Origin of the sequence: Microbacterium sp. (genome assembly GCF_043427715.1) — a bacterium.
Lineage (GTDB): Bacteria > Actinomycetota > Actinomycetes > Actinomycetales > Microbacteriaceae > Microbacterium.
On the sequence record NZ_JBHWTD010000017.1, the window covers coordinates 16,838 to 33,318 of the forward strand.

Genomic DNA, 16,481 nt, shown 5'->3' on the forward strand with positions numbered 1-16,481 from the left:
GCGGTCAGGGTGCCGAAGAAGTTCGACACGGCCGTCGTCGCGACGATCCGTCGCAGGTACGGGTTGCCGAAGACCCACGCGAGTCCTTCGCGGATCGAGCGGACGAGCGGGTCGTGCGACCCCTTCGGCGCGACGACCTCGGTGTCGCGGGTGCGCAGCAGGGCGATCAGCGACAGGACGTACGTGACGGCGGTGGCGAGGATGGCGAACGGTGCGGTGATGAGTCCGATGAGCCAGCCGCCTGCCGCCGGGCCGGCGATCCCGGCGAGCTCCTGCGTCGCCTGCAGCTTGCCGTTCGCGTCCGCGATCTGGTCGTCGCGCACCAGCGAGGGGATGATGCTCTGGTACGACACGTCGAAGAACACCGTGGCGACGCCCATCACCAGCGCGACGACGACCATGTGCCAGATCTCGAGCGCCCCGGCCCACCACAGCAGCGGCAGGGCGGCGAGGGCGACGGCCCGCACGAGGTCTGCCCAGATCATGACGTGACGCTTCCGCATCCGATCGATCCAGGCGCCCGCGGGCAGCCCGATGAGGAGGAAGGCCGCTGTTCCCGCGGCGTTCAGCACGCCCACTTCGAACTCCGTCGCCTGCAGCAGCAGCACCGCCAGCACGGGGAGTGCCAGTTCGGTGATCTGCGCGCCGAACTGGCTGAGCGTCTGCCCGCCCCACATCGTGAGGAAGTTGCCGTCGCGCCACAGCCCGCGCTTCGGCGCGGGTTCGGGGACCTTGGGGTCGATCTCGTCGAATGGCTGCGGCCCGGGTTCGGGCGCGGCATCCGGACCGAGTGATTGGGACATGTCGATCAGTGTGCGGGGTGTGATTGGACTTTGTCAATCGCATACGATGTGCGCATGACCGACGCGTCGGATGACGCGGATGCCACGGCGTTCGCACGAGCCCTCAGTTCACCGCTGCGGTTGCGCATCCTCCGCCTGTGCGCCTTCGACGCCCGCACCAACAAGGAGCTCGCGGGTCTCCTCGGCGTGAACCCCGGCACGATGCTCCACCACGTCCGGACCCTCGTGAGCACCGGTCTGCTCGCCGCGGAGGCGGAGCGCTCCGGTGCGCGCGGCGCCCGCGAGGTGCCGTACCGCGCCACCGGCAGGTCGTGGCACGGTCCGCCGGTGCCCAATCAGTCGGTCGTGCTCCTGGAGACCATGCGGCAGCAGCTCGAGGAGGTCGACCCGGAGGACGTGCGCACCACGTGGCTGGGTCTCCGCCTGAACGCCGAGCACCTCGCCGAACTCCGCCAGCGGCTGCACGCCCTGGTGGAGGAGTTCAAGCAGCGCGGTCCTGACGAGGACGGCGACCCCTACTCCCTGGTGACCGTTCTGCACCCGGACCGGAATCCCCGGGTGGTGCGGGACTCAGGCGTCGAGGAGGACCGAGTCTGACACGGGGCGGCGGGTGCGAGGCGCCGACTCGCGCTCCTGCACCTTCTCCGATGCGCTCGCGTAGTCGCCCAGGGTGCCGACGGTGGTCACGGTGAGCGGGCGCAGCTCGGGTGCGAGCGAGAAGGATGCCGCGATTCGGTCGGCGTTGAAGCCGCCCATCTGGTGGGTGTAGAGCCCGTTCGCGTGTGCCTGCACGGTGAAGTGCGCGGCCGCCTGGCCGACGTCGTACGACGCCCAGCGGAGCGGCTTGCCGTCGAGCTCGGTGACCGCGACGAAGACGACGAGGGCCGCGGCGTCCGCTGCCCAGGCCTGATTGAAGCCGATGAGCGACTCGACGATCTCGGCGTGCGCGTCGGTGCCGCGGCGGGCGACGATGAAGCGCCACGGCTGCGTGTTGGAGGCCGACGGCGACCAGCGGGCCGCCTCGAGCGCCGATGCCAGCGCGTCCTCGTCGATGGGTGTCGTCGCATCGAACAGGCGGGTGCTCCAGCGTTCGGTGAGCACGTCGAGGATGGGGCGGTCGGTCGTCGCGGCGCGGTCGAGCAAGGCGTCTCCTGGGGTTGGGGGGTTCCTCCATTCAACCGGAGATCGTCTGAGCATCGGGCGAGCGCGGACCCGCCGGGGATGTCGCACCCACCTTTCGAAGACGTGAAGACGAGCCGTTCTTCGTGCCCCGGATGCCGAGCGGATGCCGCGCCCCCGCCGTAGCGTGCAGATATGACCATCGCGACGGCAGACCTCTACGACGAGCGCGGCGACGAGCTCGACTCGATCTCGGTGCAGTTCCTCGACCTCGGCGGTCATGCCGCCTTCGACGGTCCGGTGCGGACCATCCGCTGCCACCGGGACAACGGGCTCGTGAAAGCCGTGCTCGGCACCCCGGGAGACGGCGCGGTGCTCGTCGTCGACGGCGGCGGGTCGCTCGAGTCGGCCCTGATGGGCGATCTGATCGCGGCATCCGCTGTCGAGAACGGCTGGGCAGGGGTGATCATCGTCGGCGCGATTCGCGACCGCGACGCGATCGCGGACCTGCCTCTGGGGGTCAAGGCGCTCGGCTCGAATCCGCGCAAGAGCGCGAAGGATGGCGCGGGCGAGGTCGACGTGCCGGTCGAGATCGGCGGAGTGACCGTCGTCCCCGGCGCCCACCTCTGGGCCGATCGCGACGGCATCCTTCTCACCCGCGCCTGAGAGCGCGGCCGACGGCCGGAGTGGCCGCGACCGCGCCCGGGCTCAGCGCTGCAGAGCCTCGCGGAGCCGGACGCGGGCGCCCATCCGCAGCAGCGAGTTCTCGTAGATCTTCGCGCCGATGAGGATCGCGGCCACGCACGACGCGAGCATGATGGCGAGGGCGAGCAGCGGCTCCCACCACAGTGCCTCGCCGACGAAGATGCGCACCGGCATCCCGACCGGGGCCGAGAACGGCACGTACGACATGATCGTCAGCACGACCGGGTTGTCGTTGAAGAAGACGACCAGGAGGTACGGCGCCATCACGAGGTAGGTCAGCGGCGTGATCGTCGAGCCGATGTCCTCCTGCCGCGACACCATCGCGCCCGCGGCGGCGAACAGCGACGCCAGCAGGACGAAGCCGAACAGGAAGAACACCGCGAACCACGCGATCGGTCCGCCGAGCCCGGCGATGAGCAGGTCCTGGCCGGAGACGGTCAGCCCGACGGTCGCGATTGCGGCGATGCCGATGATCTGACCCATCGCGAGGATCGTGTTGCCGATCACCTTTCCGGCCAGCAGTGCCCGCACCGGGATGGCGGAGATCAGCAGCTCGACGACGCGCGTCTGCTTCTCCTCGACGACGCTCGTCGAGATCGTCGACCCGAACGTGAGGGCAGCCGCGAAGAAGACGACGCCGAACAGCAGCGCGACGATGTACCGGAGGAATCCGTCGGTCGTGTCGGGGTCGAGGATCTCCACCTCTGGGCTGATGCTGAGCTGCTGCAGGAGCGTCGTGGACGAATCGTCGGCGAAGACGACCGTGTACCCGAGCGGTTCTGCACCGCCGGGGACGATCGCCGCGTCGACGTCGCCGTCTCGAACGAGCTCGCGGGCCTCGTCGGCGGATGCCGCGTCGGTGACGTCGAAGGCGTCGTTTCCACTGACCACGGCGGCAGTGTCGGGGGTGACCGCAATCGGGGTGCGGTTGTCGCCGCCGGCCATGAAACCCGCCCACAGGATGCCGCCGAGAGCGATCGCGAAGAGGATCGCGGTGGAGATCAGGAATGACTTGCTGCGGAGCTTCGCGCCGAGCTCGCGCTCGGTGACGAGCCAGACGCTCTGCGCGAAGGACGGGGCGGTGACGTGCGTGTTCATCGGACAACCTCCGTGAAGATCTGGGCGAGAGTGGGGCGTCGCGGCGCGAAGCTCGTGACATCTCCGGCCGCGACCGCGCGGTGCAGCACGCGCTGCACGGTCTCGTCGGAATCCGCCTCGAACAGGGCGTAGCCGCCATCGAAGTCGAGGACCTCGATGCCCGCTTCGGTGCGGAGCCATCCGGCATCCGTCGCCGAGACGAGCTCGTACCGGCGGGTCGCGTGCTCGGCGCGCAGGGCCTCGCGGGACCCGGCCGCGCGGATCACGCCGCCGGCGATGATCACGAGATCGTCGCAGAGCCGCTCGACCACGTCGAGCTGGTGCGAGGAGAACAGCACGGCGGCGCCCTTCGCGGCCCGCGCCTGGAGGACACCCGCGACAACCTCGAGGGCGATCGGGTCGAGCCCGGAGAACGGCTCGTCGAGGATCAGCACCTCGGGGTCGTGCACCAGTGCCGCGGCGATCTGCGCGCGCTGCTGGTTGCCGAGCGACAGCGTCTCGACGTTGTCGCCGAGGCGCTCGCCGAGTCCGAGCTCCTCCAGAAGTGCGGTCGCGCGCGTCGTGGCATCCGCCTTCGGGAAGCCGTGCAGTCGGGCGAGGTAGACGATCTGCTCGAGGACTTTCATCTTCGGGTAGAGGCCGCGCTCTTCGGGCATGTACCCGAAGCGCTGCCGGTCGGCGGTGGTGACGGGCTGGCCGTTCAGGGTGACGTCGCCGGCGTCGCGGGAGAGGACGCCGAGGATGATCCGCATCGTGGTGGTCTTGCCCGCGCCGTTCCCGCCGACGAAACCCGTCAGCCGGCCGGGGGTGATGTCGAACGTGACGTCGTCGAGCACGCGCCGCGTGCCGTAGCTCTTGGTGATGCCACTCAGATGGAGCATCGTGCCTCCTGGTCTCAAGGATTCCGCCCGGTGCGGGGATTCCGCCCGGTGCAGCGATTCCGCCCGGTGCAGCGGGATGTGTTCCACGCTAGGGATCCGCCGTGACGTGTACCTCCCCCGTGCGGCTGATCTTTCGTCGCTCGCCGATTTGCATGCGTCGGAATAGAACCGGAGAATGGGCGGTTGAAGCTCGTGGATGCCGCGCCCGTGGCATCCGCCCACAGACTCTGGAGGACCCATGACCGACCGCACGATCGGCTACATCGTCGGCAGCATCTCGTCGACCTCGATCAACCGCCGCCTCGCGAAGGCGCTCGAGCGTCTCGCGCCCGAGGGCACGACGCTCGTCGAGATCCCGATCCGGGACCTGCCGTTCTACTCGCCCGACCACGACGCCGACTTCCCGCAGGTCGCCCGTGACTTCAAGCAGGCGATCGCCGATGTCGACGGTGTGATCATCGTGACCCCCGAGTACAGCCGCTCGATCCCGGGCGTCCTGAAGAACGCCCTCGACTGGTCGGCCCGCCCGTGGGGCCAGGCCTCGTTCGACGGCAAGCCCGTCGCCGTCATCGGCACCTCGCAGGGCGGCATCGCGACCGCAGCGGCCCAGCAGCACCTCAAGGCGATCCTCAGCCACTTCAACGCGCCGACGCTCGGCCAGCCCGAGGGCTACGTCCAGACCCTCCCGGGCCTGTTCTCCGACGAGGGCGAGGTCTCGAACGACGAGACCGCCGCGTTCCTCGTCGCCTACCTCGAGGCGTTCAACGCGCTCATCGACCGCTACGTGAAGGTTCCCGCGGGCGCCTGATCCCGCACGCGAACGGCCCCGCATCCGACTGGAGCGGGGCCGTTTCGCGTTCCGGACGGGGACGGCGCGGTCTCAGGCCAGTCCGCGCCGGTGCGCGTAGACGACGGCGGCGACTCGGTCGCGGGCGCCGAGCTTCTGCAGCACGTTGGAGACGTGCGTCTTCACGGTGGCCTCACCGATGAACAGTCGCGCGGCGATCTCGGCGTTGCTGAGCGCCTGTGCGAGCAGGCGCAGCACCTCCGCCTCGCGGTCGGTCAGCTCCACCGGTGGCTCCTCCGTCTCACGGGGGAGGGATGCCGCGGCGACCCCCGGCCGGACGGCGTCGGGCGCCGGCGCAGTCCCGGGCGCTCCGGTGTCGCCGTCCGTGAGACGCGGCGACCCCATCTCCGCCCCCGGCGCGGATCCCGCGAACCGCTCGATGACGCGGCGCGTGACGGCCGGCGCGAGCAGGGCGTCACCGGCGGCCGCGACACGGACCGCGGCGACGAGTTCTTCGGGTCCCGCGTTCTTCAGCAGGAACCCGCTCGCCCCCGCCGACAGCGCCTGGAAGAGGTAGTCGTCCCGGTCGAACGTCGTCACGATGACGACCGCAGCCGTGACCGCGGGGTCCGAGACCATCCGCCGCGTCGCCTCGAGCCCGTCCATGTCGGGCATCTGCACGTCCATGCAGATCACGTCCGGCTGAAGAGCGGATGCCGCGTCCACCGCCGCTGACCCGTCACCGGCTTCGCCCACGACCTCGATGTCGCCCGCGGCCTCGAGGATCATCCGGAAGCCGGCGCGCATGACGGCATGGTCATCGACCAGCAGAACCCGGATCATGCGTCGCCCCCGCCCCCGCCATCGCCGCCGACCACCACGGCCGCCAGGGCTGCGGCATCCGCCCCGGTGTCACCGCCCTGGCGGGGTGCGCCGACCGGCACCCGGGCGCGCACGAGGAACCCGCCGCGGTCGCGCCCGCGTGCCTCGAGCGTTCCGCCGGAGGCCGCGGCCCGCTCGCGCATGCCGACGAGCCCCAGACCTTCACGCCCCGAGATCGGGGAACGCCCCGTGTTCACCACCTCGAGTTCGATCGCGTCGTCCTCGTACCGGATGCGGACGTCGGCGGTGGCACCGGGGCCGCCGTGGCGGCGCGCATTCGTGAGCGCCTCCTGCGCGATCCGGTACAGGTTCACCTGCACGAGCTCGGGCGCCTCCACCGGCTCGCCGACGACGGACAGCGTGGTCGGCAGCCCGTTCGCGGTCGCGTGCGCGGCGAGGTCGGACAGTGCGGCGAGCCGGAGAGTCGACCCGCCCGGGGCGTCGCTGTCGGGCGTGCGCAGCGTCTCGAGCAGCTGGCGCAGGTCGGTCAGCGCCGACCGTGCGGACGATTCGACTCCCGCGAGAGCGGTGCGCGCGGCATCCGGATCCCGATCCAGCACCGTGCGCGCGGCGCCCGCCTGCACGCCCATCGCCGAGACGTGATGCGCGACGACGTCGTGGAGTTCACGCGCGATGCGGACGCGGTCGAGGGCCACGGCCTGTGCTGCGGTGAGCTCGCGTTCGCGTTCGAGCTCGGCGGTGCGCTCCTCGAGAGCGGCGTGCTCGACCGCGCTCGCGTGCGCGCGCTCGCCGAACAGGTACGCCCCGCCGAAGAACGCGATGTTGACGAGGAACTGCAGCATCGCGAATGCCGCGAACGGGGAGAACGGCCCGTCGGTGGGCAGGTCATCGCCGGATGCCGCGGACTGGAAGATGCCGACGAGCAGCCACACCAGCATCGCGACGATGACGAGAACGCGCACGATGGCAGCGCGTCGTCTGTCGGCTACCCACGCGCCCACCGTGTACATCGCGATGAAGATCGCCACGTTGCCGACGTAGACCTCGGGGATCTGGAGGGAGATGCCCACGAAGTAGGTCGCCGACACGACGAACAGGACGGTGCACGGAAACCGTCGCCGAAGAGCCAGGGGCAGTGTCAGCAGGACGGCGTACACGAACCCCCACCACAGCGGCGGGTGCTCAGCGCCGTACACGCCCGATACCGACCCGAGCGCACTGCTCAGGATGCCGGCGACGAGCATGCCGGCGGCAAGCCACAGGTCGTTGCGCATCTGGCCGGACGTGACGGCTCGACGGGGCAGGAGGGCGGTCATGCCCCCACGGTACGGGTCGAAGAGCTCCACGCACCTCCCCCGTGCGACGGACATCGGTGCGCAGGCCGATCGTCTTGACCTGGCCGTCGGAGGAGAGTCCGACGTCAGAAGATCATCGGGCGGTCGCCGTCCTCGTCCTCATCCCGCAGGTCGAGGTCGACGACGACGGGGACGTGGTCGCTGGGGATCTCGCCCTTGCGCTCCTCGCGGTGGATCGACGCCTCGGTCACGGCATCCGCGAAGCGCTCGGAGCCGAGGATGAAGTCGATCCGCAGGCCCTCGTTGCGGGGGAAGCGGAGCTGCTTGTAATCCCAGTAGGTGTAGCCGGTGGGCACGAGCGGCCGCACGGTGTCGACGAGGCCCGCGTCCAGGAGGTCCTGGAAGGCGCGCCGCTCCTCGGGCGAGACGTGCGTGGTGACGCCCTCGACGACCGTGGGGTCACCGTTGTCGGCATCCGTCGGGGCGATGTTGAAGTCGCCGACGAGGGCGAGGGGGAGGTCGGGCTCGCGGCGCAGGGTGTCCTGCGTGTAGCGGCGGAGCGCTTCGAGCCAGTGCAGCTTGTAGGTGAAGTGCGGGTCGTCGAGCGAGCGCCCATTGGGGACGTACAGGCTCCAGACGCGCACGCCGCCGATGGTCGCGCCGATCGCCCGCGCCTCCTGCGGAGCATCCGGGCCTTCGTGGCCCTTCAGGAACCCCGGCATGTCGGGGAAGGCGTACTCGACGTCCTCGATGGGCTCGCGGCTGGCGATCGCGACGCCGTTCCACTGGTTCAGGCCGTGCGCCTCGACGTGGTACCCGGCCTCCTCGAAGGCCTCATACGGGAACTGCTCGGGCTTGCACTTGATCTCCTGCATCGCGAGCACGTCGATCCCCTCGCGCACGGCGAAGTCGACGGTGCGCACGATTCGGGCGCGAATCGAGTTGACGTTCCAGGTGGCAAGCCGCATGGTCCCAGCCTATTTCGGGTCGCCGACGTCCCCGAACGCGCGCCGCACGCGCAGCGGCCCCGCCCGGAGTCCGGAACGGGGCCGCAGCGGATGCCGGTGCGTCAGAGCGCGCGGAGGATGTCCTCGACGCGGTCCTTCGCGTCGCCGAAGAGCATCTGCGCGTTCTCGCGGAAGAACAGCGGGTTCTGCACGCCGGCGTACCCGGAGGCCATCGACCGTTTGAACACGATGACGTTCTTCGCCTCCCACACCCGCAGCACCGGCATGCCTGCGATGGGCGAGCCCGGGTCCTCCGCGGCGGCCGGGTTGACGGTGTCGTTGGCGCCGATGACGAGCACGACGTCGGTCTCGGCCAGGTCGTCGTTGATCTCGTCCATCTCGAGGACGACGTCGTAGGGCACCTTCGCCTCGGCCAGCAGCACGTTCATGTGGCCGGGGAGGCGACCGGCGACCGGGTGGATGCCGAAGCGCACGTCCACGCCGCGATCCCGGAGCTTCTGCGTGATCTCCGCCACCGGGTACTGCGCCTGCGCGACGGCCATGCCGTAGCCGGGCGTGATGACGACCGACGACGCACCGGCGAGCATCTCGGCGGCGGAGGCCGCATCGATCTCGCGGTGCTCGCCGACCTCCTCCTCGCCGTTCTTCGCGGGCGCGGCGATGCCGAAGCCGCCCGCGATGACGGAGATGAAGGAGCGGTTCATCGCCTTGCACATGATGTACGACAGGTACGCACCCGACGAGCCGACGAGCGCACCCGTGACGATGAGCAGGTCGTTGCTGAGCAGGAAGCCCGCCGCGGCGGCCGCCCAGCCCGAGTAGCTGTTGAGCATCGAGACGACGACGGGCATGTCGCCGCCACCGATCGAGGCGACGAGGTGCCAGCCGAGCAGCAGCGAGACGATCGTCACGGCGATCAGGAGGATCAGCGACGAGTCGATGACGTACCAGACCGTCAGGGCGATGAAGAGGGCGATCGCGCCGAGGTTCAGGATGTTCTTCCCCGGCAGCATGAGCGGCTTCGAGCTGATTTTCGCCGACAGCTTCAGGTAGGCGACGATCGACCCGGTGAACGTGACGCCGCCGATGAAGACGCCGATGAACACCTCGGCGTGGTGGATGTCGACGAGCTCGGGGGAGATGTCGCCCGCGTGCAGGTGACCGTTCCAGCCGACGAGAACGGCGGCGAGACCGACGAAGGAGTGCAGCAGGGCGATGAGCTCCGGCATCCCGGTCATCTCGACGACCTTCGCGCGCCACAGGCCGATGCCCGCGCCGACGACGACCGCGCCGAGCATGATCGCGAGACCCACCATGGCGGCCGGGTCACCCCAGGCGCCGCTGACGGCCAGCCAGATCGTCGCGCCCAGCGCGATCGCCATGCCGGTCATGCCGAACGCGACGCCGCGCCGCGACGTGTCGTGCTTGCTGAGCCCGGCGAGGCTCAGGACGAACAGGAGGGCCGCGACGAGGTAGGCGGCGGTGGCGATCGAGACGGCGCTCACTTGTCATTCCCCTTCTGGAACATCGCGAGCATGCGCCGCGTGACGGCGAAGCCGCCGAAGATGTTGATGCTGGCGAGCAGGACCGCGACACCCGCGACCACCTGCACGACCGGGTCGGGTGTGGCGATCTGGAGGATCGCGCCGACGATGATGATGCCGCTGATCGCGTTGGTGACGCTCATGAGCGGCGTGTGCAGCGCGTGCGCGACCTTGCCGATGACGTAGAAGCCGACGATCACCGACAGCACGAGCACGGTGAAGTGCTGCGGCAGCGGCGCCGGCGCGATCGCGGTCACGAGGAAGAGCGACGCGATGCCGGCGGCGACCAGCAGGCCCTTCACCGCGGGGGTGAAGCGCGACGGCTTCGGCGCGGGTGCCTCGGTGGGGGCTGCGGCGGCGAGGGCGGCGGACACCTGCACCGGGGGCGGTGGCCACGTGATCTCGCCCTCGCGCACGACGGTGACGGCGCGCTGGACGACGTCCTCGAAGTCGAGCGTCAGGGTGCCGTCCTTGTCGGGCGTGACGAGCTTCAGCAGATTCAGCAGGTTGGTGCCGTAGAGCTGAGAGGCCTGCGCCGGCAGCCGCGAGGGCAGATCGGTGTAGCCCAGGATGATGACGCCGTTCTCGGTGACGACGCGCTGTCCGGCGACGGAGCCCTCGACGTTGCCGCCCATTCCGGCGGCCATGTCGACGATGACCGAGCCGGGCTTCATCAGCGCGACGTCGGCCGCCGTGATGAGCTTCGGCGCGGGACGGCCCGGGATCAGCGCCGTCGTGATGATGATGTCGACATCCGCGGCCTGCTCGCTGTAGATCTCCGCGGCGCGCTGGTTGTACGCGTCGCTCGTCGCCTTCGCGTAGCCGTCGGAGGAGACCTCCTTCTTCTCCTCGGGCACGATGACCTCGAGGTAGGTGCCGCCGATCGACTTCACCTGGTCGGCGACCTCGGGGCGGGGGTCCGTCGCGCGGACGATCGCGCCGAGGCTGGATGCCGCGCCGATGGCGGCGAGGCCCGCGACTCCGGCGCCGGCCACGAGGACCTTCGCGGGCGGGACCTTGCCGGCTGCCGTGACCTGGCCGGTGAAGAAGCGGCCGAACTCGGCGGCCGCCTCCACGACGGCGCGGTAGCCCGAGATGTTCGACATCGAGCTGAGCACGTCCATCGACTGGGCGCGCGAGATGCGGGGGACGGCATCCATCGCGAGCGCCGTCACGCCGCGCTCGGCGAGAGCCGCCAGCAGCTCGGGACGCAGCGACGGGCTCAGCAGGGCGACGAGGGTCGTGCCCCGTTGCAGGAGCGCGATCTCATCGAGCTCGGGTGCGTTGATCTTGAGGACGACCGGCGAGGCCCACGCCGCGGCGCGGTCGACGATCCGCGCGCCGGCGGCGGCGTACGCGTCGTCCGGGAACGACGACTCGGCGCCGGCGCCGGTCTCGACGGCAACGTCGTAACCGAGGGCGAGAATCTTCTCGACGGTGAGGGGGGATGCGGCGACCCGGCGTTCACCGGGTCGTTCGGCAACGATGCCGATCTGCGTCATGGCTGACTCCTGGGCTTGGCCCGCGACGGAGGTCGAACGGGTACGCCGACTCTAGGGGTGGCCGCCCGCCGTATCGGGGCTGAAACCGTCGTGTGACGGCGAAAGTTCTCGCATTCTTTCGATCCGCGGCATCCGTAGACTCGAGGGGTGACCGCAGCCTCCACGCCCGAGCTCGAAGCCGACCGCCAGAACCTCATCTCGCTGATCACAGAGGAGGCCGTGTTCCACGGCGACTTCACCCTCTCCAGCGGCAAGAAGGCGTCGTACTACGTCGACATGCGCAAGCTCACGCTCGACCACCGGGCAGCCCCGGCGATCGGGCGCATCATGCTCGACCTCATCCGCGACGTCGACGGCATCGTCGCCGTCGGCGGCCTCACCCTCGGCGCCGACCCGATCGCCAACGCCGTCATGCACGAGTCGGCCCGCACCGACGCGCCCCTCGACGCGTTCGTCGTGCGCAAGGAGCCCAAGGACCACGGCCGCGGCCGTCAGGTCGAGGGTGCCGACGTCGTCGGCAAGCGGGTGATCGTCGTCGAGGACACCTCCACGACCGGACAGTCCGCGCTGAAGGCCGTCGAGGCGCTCCGCCGCGAAGGCGCCGAACCCGTCGCCGTCGCCGTCATCGTCGACCGCAAGACCGGTGCGCAGGCAGCCGTCGAAGCCGAAGGCCTCGCCTGGCTCGCCGCGATCGACCTCGACGACCTGGGCCTCCAGCCGCAGTGAGCTCGTCCCGCAGGGGGGACTAGTCCTCGAGGTCGTCCCACTCGTTGCCGCCGCGCTCGCCGCCCTTGCGGCGACGCACCATCTGGGTGATCACGACCATCAACGACGTCAGCGTCGTGAGCCCCACGACGGCGAACAGCAGGTTCTGTTCCAGCGCGCTCATCTCGACCTCCCGTGCGTCCCGAGACCATGCTCGCACCGATATGTTCCGTTCGCGGCATCCGCCATCGAAACGGGCTCGCGGCGGCGTGACGTGAACCCTCCGCGCGCGTAGGGTCGAAGGGTGGCGCGTGACGAGTGGGACCCCCGGAAGCTCCCCGATCTGACCGGGCGGCGCTACCTCGTCACGGGCTCCAACGCGGGGCTCGGATTCTTCGCCTGCCTGCAGCTCGCCGAGGCCGGCGCGCACGTCATCATGAGCGCACGCAACCCGTCGCGGCTGTCCCGTGCGCGAGCCGCGATCCTGGCTCAGGTGCCGGACGCCGACCTCGAGACGCTCGCGCTCGACACCAGCAACCTGGGCTCGGTGCGCGCCGCCGCCGCCACCGTGCGCGGGCGGGTCGGTCTGCACGGCGTGCTGCTGAACGCGGGCATCGTGCACCCGCCGAAGACCCGCGAGGTCACCCTCGACGGGCATGAGCTCGTCATCGCGACCAACGCGCTCGGCCATTACGCGCTCGCCGGGGCGCTGCTGCCGGCGCTCGCCGCCGCCCTCGGCCGCATGGTGTGGCTCGGATCGGTGTCGACAATGCTGTTCCCCTGGGATCCGGTGGACCCCGAACTCGTCAACGATTACACCCCGTGGCGTGCCTACGTGCAGTCGAAGGTCGCCACCTCCGCGCTCGGTTTCGAGGCCGATCGGCGCCTGCGCGCGGCATCCGTCCCGGTCGCGAGCATCGTCGCCCATCCCGGATACTCGCTCGGCGGACGCACCCGACGCATCGCCGGGGTGAGCGCGCCCTCACGGCGCAAGCGCTTCATCGGCGGGCTGCAGGCGCCGATCTCGCAGTCGAAGGAGCGCGGCGCGTGGGCGCCGATCCGCGCGCTCGTCGACCCCGACGCCGAGGGCGGTCAGTTCTGGGGCCCCGCGCGCACCTACACAGGGGCGCCCACCCTCGGGAAGCCGTCGCCCGTGACCACCGATCCGGACGTCGGCGCGCGCATGTGGCACTACGCCGAGCACGCGACCCGCACCGAGTGGCCGTACCTGAAGGGCAAGAAGCTCCGGCTGCGCTGAGCGCGGGGCGTCGCGCTCGGGTGGTGTGCTCGGGCGGGTTCCGGGTGGTGTGATCGGGCGGGTTCCGGGTGCTGTGCCGATACAGATGCACGACCGCTGGGGCTGGTGATGTCTCACCCGGCGGCCGAGTTCACTCCTGCACCACCCGTCGTGCAGGTGTATCACCGCGAGCCCGCAGGTCGCGGTGCGCGGAGGCGGTGGGGCGGGTCAGGCGGTGAGCCAGACGGCGGATGCCGCACCGCGGGGCAGCTCGACGGTGGGCCCGTCGTCGACGCGCACGGCGTCGCGGCCGGTCGCGGTCACGGTGTGGCCGACGTCGATCCCGAGGGACTCGAGCGCGCGCAGCAGCGCCGGATCCCGATCGGACACGCGCAGCACCCGGCCGGTGTGACCGAGCGTCGCCTCCGCGAGGAGCACGAACGGTTCGCGCTCGACGCTGCCGTCGGCGGCCGGAATCGCGTCGCCGTGCGGGTCGAACCGGGGGTGCCCGAGTCGGGCGTCGATGCCGGCGAGCAGACGGTCGCTGATCGTGTGCTCGAGCAGCTCCGCCTCGTCGTGCACCTCATCCCACGCATAGTCGAACTCGCGCACCAGCCAGGTCTCGATGAGGCGGTGCCGGCGGATGACAGAAGTGGCCCGTCGGGTCCCGGCATCCGTCAGCGAGATCGGACCGTACGGGCGGTGCGAGACGAGGCCCTGCGCGGCGAGCTTCTTGATCATCTCCGTCACCGACGAGGGCGCGAGGCCCAGCTCGGCGGCCAGGATCGACGGCGTGACGGGCTGCGACTGCCACTCGGTGTGGTGGTAGATCGTCTTCAGATAGTCGTCGACGGCCGACGGGGAGGCGGGCACCTCCCCAGGGTACCGGCGGGGTCCCGGTGGGCCGGGGCGGCGGCGGCCGATTAGCCTGGATCGGTGACCGACCCGCGCCCCGCCTCCGCCGACGACGCGCACGACTCGGCGGACGAGCAGCAGCTGCCGGTCGGCGTCGGCCCGTGGCCGGGCGGACGGGACGAATGGCCGGACGACCCGCGCTACGACCCGGAGCTGCTCGCTGCCGGCGACCGGCGCAACGTGGTCGACCGCTACCGCTACTGGACGATGGCGGCGATCGTCGCCGATCTCGACGAGAAGCGGCATCCGTTCCACGTCGCCATCGAGAACTGGCAGCACGACATGAACATCGGCTCGATCGTCCGCAGCGCCAACGCCTTCGGCGCCGCCGAGGTGCACATCATCGGCAAGCGCCGGTGGAACCGCCGCGGCGCGATGGTCACCGACCGCTACCAGCACGTCCGCCACCACGAGGACGTCGCGGCGTTCACCGCGTGGGCGGATGCGGAAGGCCTGCCCGTCCTCGCGATCGACAACGTCGAGGGGTCGGTGCCGGTCGACCGTGCCGAAGTTCCCGAGCGGTGCGTGCTGCTGTTCGGGCAGGAGGGGCCGGGGCTGTCGGCGGAGGCGCTCGCCGCGGCATCCGGGGTGATCGAGATCACCCAGTACGGGTCGACTCGCTCCATCAACGCGTCCGCCGCGGCGGCCGTCGTCATGTACGAATGGTGCCGCCGGTACGCGTGACCCGATGTGGTCAGACGCCGACGGTGAGCCACTCCGAGCGGCGCACGCGCAGGCCGAGCGTCACCAGCCGCGCGAGCATGTAGACGCCGAAGAAGCAGGCCGCGACCCATGCGAGTCCCGCTGAACCTGTCGGCAGCAGGACCGCGACGAGGATCAGCGCCGGCAGGTAGGGGATGAGGTTCAGGCCGCCGGCGATCGCGAGGTACTTGGCATCGCCCGCGCCCATCAGGACGCCGTCGAGCACGAACACGACACCGCAGATCGGCTGCGCGAGGGCGAGGACGAGGAGGGCTGGCTGGATGAGGGCGGCGACCTCGGGCTGCCCGGTGAAGACCAGGCCGATCACACCCGACAGTGCCGCGATGGCGGCGCCGACGAGGACACCGAACCACACACCCCAGGCGACCGTCCGGCCGAGCACCCGGCGGACGAAGGGCTCGTCGCCGGCGCCGAGTCCGCGACCGATGAGGGCCTGCGCCGCGATCGCGAGGGCGTCGAGGGCGAACGCGGCGGTCGAGAAGATGGTGAAGGCGATCTGCCAGCCGGCGAGCTCCTCCGTGCCGATCGCGGTCGCGACGGCGACGGTCGCCAGCAGCGCGAGCCGCAGCGACACCGTGCGCAGGAACAGCCACCCGCCCGAGCGCGCCGACCCGCGCACGCCGTCGCGCTGAGGGAGGACGGATGCCGCGTGCCGCCGCGCGAGGCGTCCGATCACCACCGCGTACGCGGCGACCATGCCCCACTGCGCGACGACCGTGCCGGCGGCGGCGCCGGTGATGCCCCAGCCGAAGCCGTAAATGAACAGCCAGCTGAGGAGGGCGTTCGCGCCGAAACCGGCGGTGGCGATCCACAGCGGGGTGACGGTGTCCTGCATGCCGCGCAGGAGGCCCGTCGCGGCGAAGACGATGAGCATCGCGGGGAGTCCCCACATCGACAGCCCGAGGTACGCCTCCGCCTGCTCGGCGACCTCCCGGGTGGAGCCGAAGAGGGCGACGAGCGTCGGGGTGAGCAGCGAACCGGCGAGGGCGAGCAGGGCGCCGAGGCCGAGGGCGAGCCAGAGGCCGTCGATGCCGACGCTGACGGCGCTGCGCTTGTCGCCGGCGCCGAACCGGCGCGCGACGGCGGGGGTCGTCGAGTAGGCGAGGAACACCATCAGACCGACGATCGTCTGCAGCACGGCGCTCGCGATGCCGAGGCCTGCGAGCGGGGTGACGCCGAGGTGGCCGACCAGCGACGCATCCACGATCAGGAAGATCGGCTCGGCGATGAGGGCTCCGAGCGCCGGGACCGCGAGCCGCAGGATCTCGCGGTTCAGAGTGGGCGCCGGCACGGATCTCAGCCTACGGCGTGGGCGGGGTGGGGCCGGGCGCGCGGTGGCCGGTGGCACGACGAGGC

Annotated in this window: 17 protein-coding genes and 1 pseudogene; 6 read left to right on the top strand and 12 right to left on the bottom strand. The window is 70.8% G+C overall.

From position 1 onward, the window contains the following. Positions 1-5 precede the first annotated feature (5 nt). Positions 6-803: pseudogene (locus tag ACHFGS_RS01780) on the bottom strand (MFS transporter); the annotation flags it as partial. Positions 804-857: 54 nt separating this feature from the next. Between ACHFGS_RS01780 and ACHFGS_RS01785 the strand changes: the two are divergent. After that, on the top strand, positions 858-1,400 hold the full coding sequence (locus ACHFGS_RS01785; RefSeq protein WP_394278551.1) for an ArsR/SmtB family transcription factor: 543 nt from the start codon (positions 858-860) through the stop codon (positions 1,398-1,400). Here ACHFGS_RS01785 and ACHFGS_RS01790 read toward each other — a convergent pair. Continuing rightward, entirely contained in the window at positions 1,374-1,946 is a 573-nt protein-coding gene (locus ACHFGS_RS01790; protein ID WP_394278552.1) for a nitroreductase family protein, read from the bottom strand. The genes ACHFGS_RS01785 and ACHFGS_RS01790 overlap by 27 nt on opposite strands. Positions 1,947-2,117: 171 nt before the next feature. Between ACHFGS_RS01790 and rraA the strand changes: the two genes are divergently transcribed. Further along, positions 2,118-2,588 (top strand): ribonuclease E activity regulator RraA, encoded by a 471-nt coding sequence (gene rraA / locus ACHFGS_RS01795; RefSeq protein WP_394278553.1) that lies wholly within the window; start codon positions 2,118-2,120, stop codon positions 2,586-2,588. Positions 2,589-2,630: 42 nt separating this feature from the next. Here rraA and ACHFGS_RS01800 read toward each other — a convergent pair whose 3' ends face one another. Both ACHFGS_RS01800 and ACHFGS_RS01805 read right to left on the bottom strand, forming a co-directional pair. Further along, positions 2,631-3,725 carry an ABC transporter permease gene (locus ACHFGS_RS01800; RefSeq protein WP_394278554.1) on the bottom strand — a complete coding sequence of 365 codons (1,095 nt, stop codon included), beginning with the start codon at positions 3,723-3,725 and terminating at the stop codon, positions 2,631-2,633. Further along, the gene (locus tag ACHFGS_RS01805; protein WP_394278555.1) at positions 3,722-4,606 is read right to left on the bottom strand and encodes an ABC transporter ATP-binding protein; all 885 of its coding nucleotides are present in this window, start codon (positions 4,604-4,606) and stop codon (positions 3,722-3,724) included. The genes ACHFGS_RS01800 and ACHFGS_RS01805 overlap by 4 nt, the downstream gene beginning before the upstream one ends. A 238-nt stretch (positions 4,607-4,844) precedes the next feature. On the opposite strand from ACHFGS_RS01805, the gene ACHFGS_RS01810 reads away from it, so the two are divergent. After that, on the top strand, positions 4,845-5,414 hold the full coding sequence (locus ACHFGS_RS01810) for an NADPH-dependent FMN reductase (RefSeq protein WP_394278556.1): 570 nt from the start codon (positions 4,845-4,847) through the stop codon (positions 5,412-5,414). A 72-nt stretch (positions 5,415-5,486) separates the two neighbouring features. Here ACHFGS_RS01810 and ACHFGS_RS01815 read toward each other — a convergent pair whose 3' ends face one another. The 5 genes from ACHFGS_RS01815 to ACHFGS_RS01835 form a co-directional block, all read right to left on the bottom strand. Further along, positions 5,487-6,236, bottom strand: a complete 750-nt coding sequence (locus ACHFGS_RS01815) for a response regulator (RefSeq protein ID WP_394278557.1) — start codon at positions 6,234-6,236, stop codon at positions 5,487-5,489. After that, positions 6,233-7,552, bottom strand: a complete 1,320-nt coding sequence (locus ACHFGS_RS01820; protein WP_394289085.1) for a sensor histidine kinase — start codon at positions 7,550-7,552, stop codon at positions 6,233-6,235. The genes ACHFGS_RS01815 and ACHFGS_RS01820 overlap by 4 nt, the downstream gene beginning before the upstream one ends. A 104-nt stretch (positions 7,553-7,656) precedes the next feature. Further along, positions 7,657-8,499, bottom strand: coding sequence for an exodeoxyribonuclease III (locus ACHFGS_RS01825; RefSeq protein WP_394279216.1), 843 nt, complete (start codon positions 8,497-8,499; stop codon positions 7,657-7,659). 101 nt (positions 8,500-8,600) lie between these two features. Next, on the bottom strand, positions 8,601-10,004 hold the full coding sequence (gene pntB / locus ACHFGS_RS01830) for a Re/Si-specific NAD(P)(+) transhydrogenase subunit beta (protein ID WP_394279217.1): 1,404 nt from the start codon (positions 10,002-10,004) through the stop codon (positions 8,601-8,603). Continuing rightward, positions 10,001-11,545: a Re/Si-specific NAD(P)(+) transhydrogenase subunit alpha gene (locus ACHFGS_RS01835; RefSeq protein ID WP_394279218.1), complete on the bottom strand. Its 1,545-nt coding sequence runs from the start codon at positions 11,543-11,545 to the stop codon at positions 10,001-10,003. The genes pntB and ACHFGS_RS01835 overlap by 4 nt, the downstream gene beginning before the upstream one ends. Positions 11,546-11,692: 147 nt before the next feature. Here ACHFGS_RS01835 and pyrE point away from each other — a divergent pair, with 147 nt between their 5' ends. Next, positions 11,693-12,271, top strand: a complete 579-nt coding sequence (gene pyrE, locus ACHFGS_RS01840) for an orotate phosphoribosyltransferase (protein WP_394279219.1) — start codon at positions 11,693-11,695, stop codon at positions 12,269-12,271. 19 nt (positions 12,272-12,290) lie between these two features. On the opposite strand, the gene ACHFGS_RS01845 is transcribed toward pyrE, so the two are convergent. Continuing rightward, the gene (locus tag ACHFGS_RS01845) at positions 12,291-12,434 is read right to left on the bottom strand and encodes a hypothetical protein (RefSeq protein ID WP_394279220.1); all 144 of its coding nucleotides are present in this window, start codon (positions 12,432-12,434) and stop codon (positions 12,291-12,293) included. A 120-nt stretch (positions 12,435-12,554) separates the two neighbouring features. On the opposite strand from ACHFGS_RS01845, the gene ACHFGS_RS01850 reads away from it, so the two are divergent. Continuing rightward, on the top strand, positions 12,555-13,508 hold the full coding sequence (locus ACHFGS_RS01850) for an SDR family NAD(P)-dependent oxidoreductase (protein ID WP_394279221.1): 954 nt from the start codon (positions 12,555-12,557) through the stop codon (positions 13,506-13,508). A gap of 207 nt (positions 13,509-13,715) precedes the next feature. Here the strand turns inward: ACHFGS_RS01850 and ACHFGS_RS01855 are convergent, their stop codons facing one another. Continuing rightward, on the bottom strand, positions 13,716-14,360 hold the full coding sequence (locus ACHFGS_RS01855; RefSeq protein WP_394279222.1) for a metal-dependent transcriptional regulator: 645 nt from the start codon (positions 14,358-14,360) through the stop codon (positions 13,716-13,718). Between the two features lie 63 nt (positions 14,361-14,423). On the opposite strand from ACHFGS_RS01855, the gene ACHFGS_RS01860 reads away from it, so the two are divergent. After that, on the top strand, positions 14,424-15,086 hold the full coding sequence (locus ACHFGS_RS01860) for a TrmH family RNA methyltransferase (RefSeq protein WP_394279223.1): 663 nt from the start codon (positions 14,424-14,426) through the stop codon (positions 15,084-15,086). Positions 15,087-15,096: 10 nt separating this feature from the next. Here the strand turns inward: ACHFGS_RS01860 and ACHFGS_RS01865 are convergent, their stop codons facing one another. Next, positions 15,097-16,416 carry an MATE family efflux transporter gene (locus ACHFGS_RS01865; RefSeq protein ID WP_394279224.1) on the bottom strand — a complete coding sequence of 440 codons (1,320 nt, stop codon included), beginning with the start codon at positions 16,414-16,416 and terminating at the stop codon, positions 15,097-15,099. Positions 16,417-16,481 lie beyond the last annotated feature (65 nt).

What these genes read in the sequence shown, in the direction of transcription:
- ACHFGS_RS01785 (WP_394278551.1), top strand. Translation starts at nt 858, where the DNA reads ATGACCGACGCGTCGGATGACGCGGATGCCACGGCGTTCGCACGAGCC.
- rraA (WP_394278553.1), top strand. Translation starts at nt 2,118, where the DNA reads ATGACCATCGCGACGGCAGACCTCTACGACGAGCGCGGCGACGAGCTC.
- ACHFGS_RS01800 (WP_394278554.1), bottom strand. Translation starts at nt 3,725, where the DNA reads ATGAACACGCACGTCACCGCCCCGTCCTTCGCGCAGAGCGTCTGGCTC.
- ACHFGS_RS01805 (WP_394278555.1), bottom strand. Translation starts at nt 4,606, where the DNA reads ATGCTCCATCTGAGTGGCATCACCAAGAGCTACGGCACGCGGCGCGTG.
- ACHFGS_RS01810 (WP_394278556.1), top strand. Translation starts at nt 4,845, where the DNA reads ATGACCGACCGCACGATCGGCTACATCGTCGGCAGCATCTCGTCGACC.
- ACHFGS_RS01815 (WP_394278557.1), bottom strand. Translation starts at nt 6,236, where the DNA reads ATGATCCGGGTTCTGCTGGTCGATGACCATGCCGTCATGCGCGCCGGC.
- ACHFGS_RS01820 (WP_394289085.1), bottom strand. Translation starts at nt 7,552, where the DNA reads ATGACCGCCCTCCTGCCCCGTCGAGCCGTCACGTCCGGCCAGATGCGC.
- ACHFGS_RS01825 (WP_394279216.1), bottom strand. Translation starts at nt 8,499, where the DNA reads ATGCGGCTTGCCACCTGGAACGTCAACTCGATTCGCGCCCGAATCGTG.
- ACHFGS_RS01835 (WP_394279218.1), bottom strand. Translation starts at nt 11,545, where the DNA reads ATGACGCAGATCGGCATCGTTGCCGAACGACCCGGTGAACGCCGGGTC.
- ACHFGS_RS01845 (WP_394279220.1), bottom strand. Translation starts at nt 12,434, where the DNA reads ATGAGCGCGCTGGAACAGAACCTGCTGTTCGCCGTCGTGGGGCTCACG.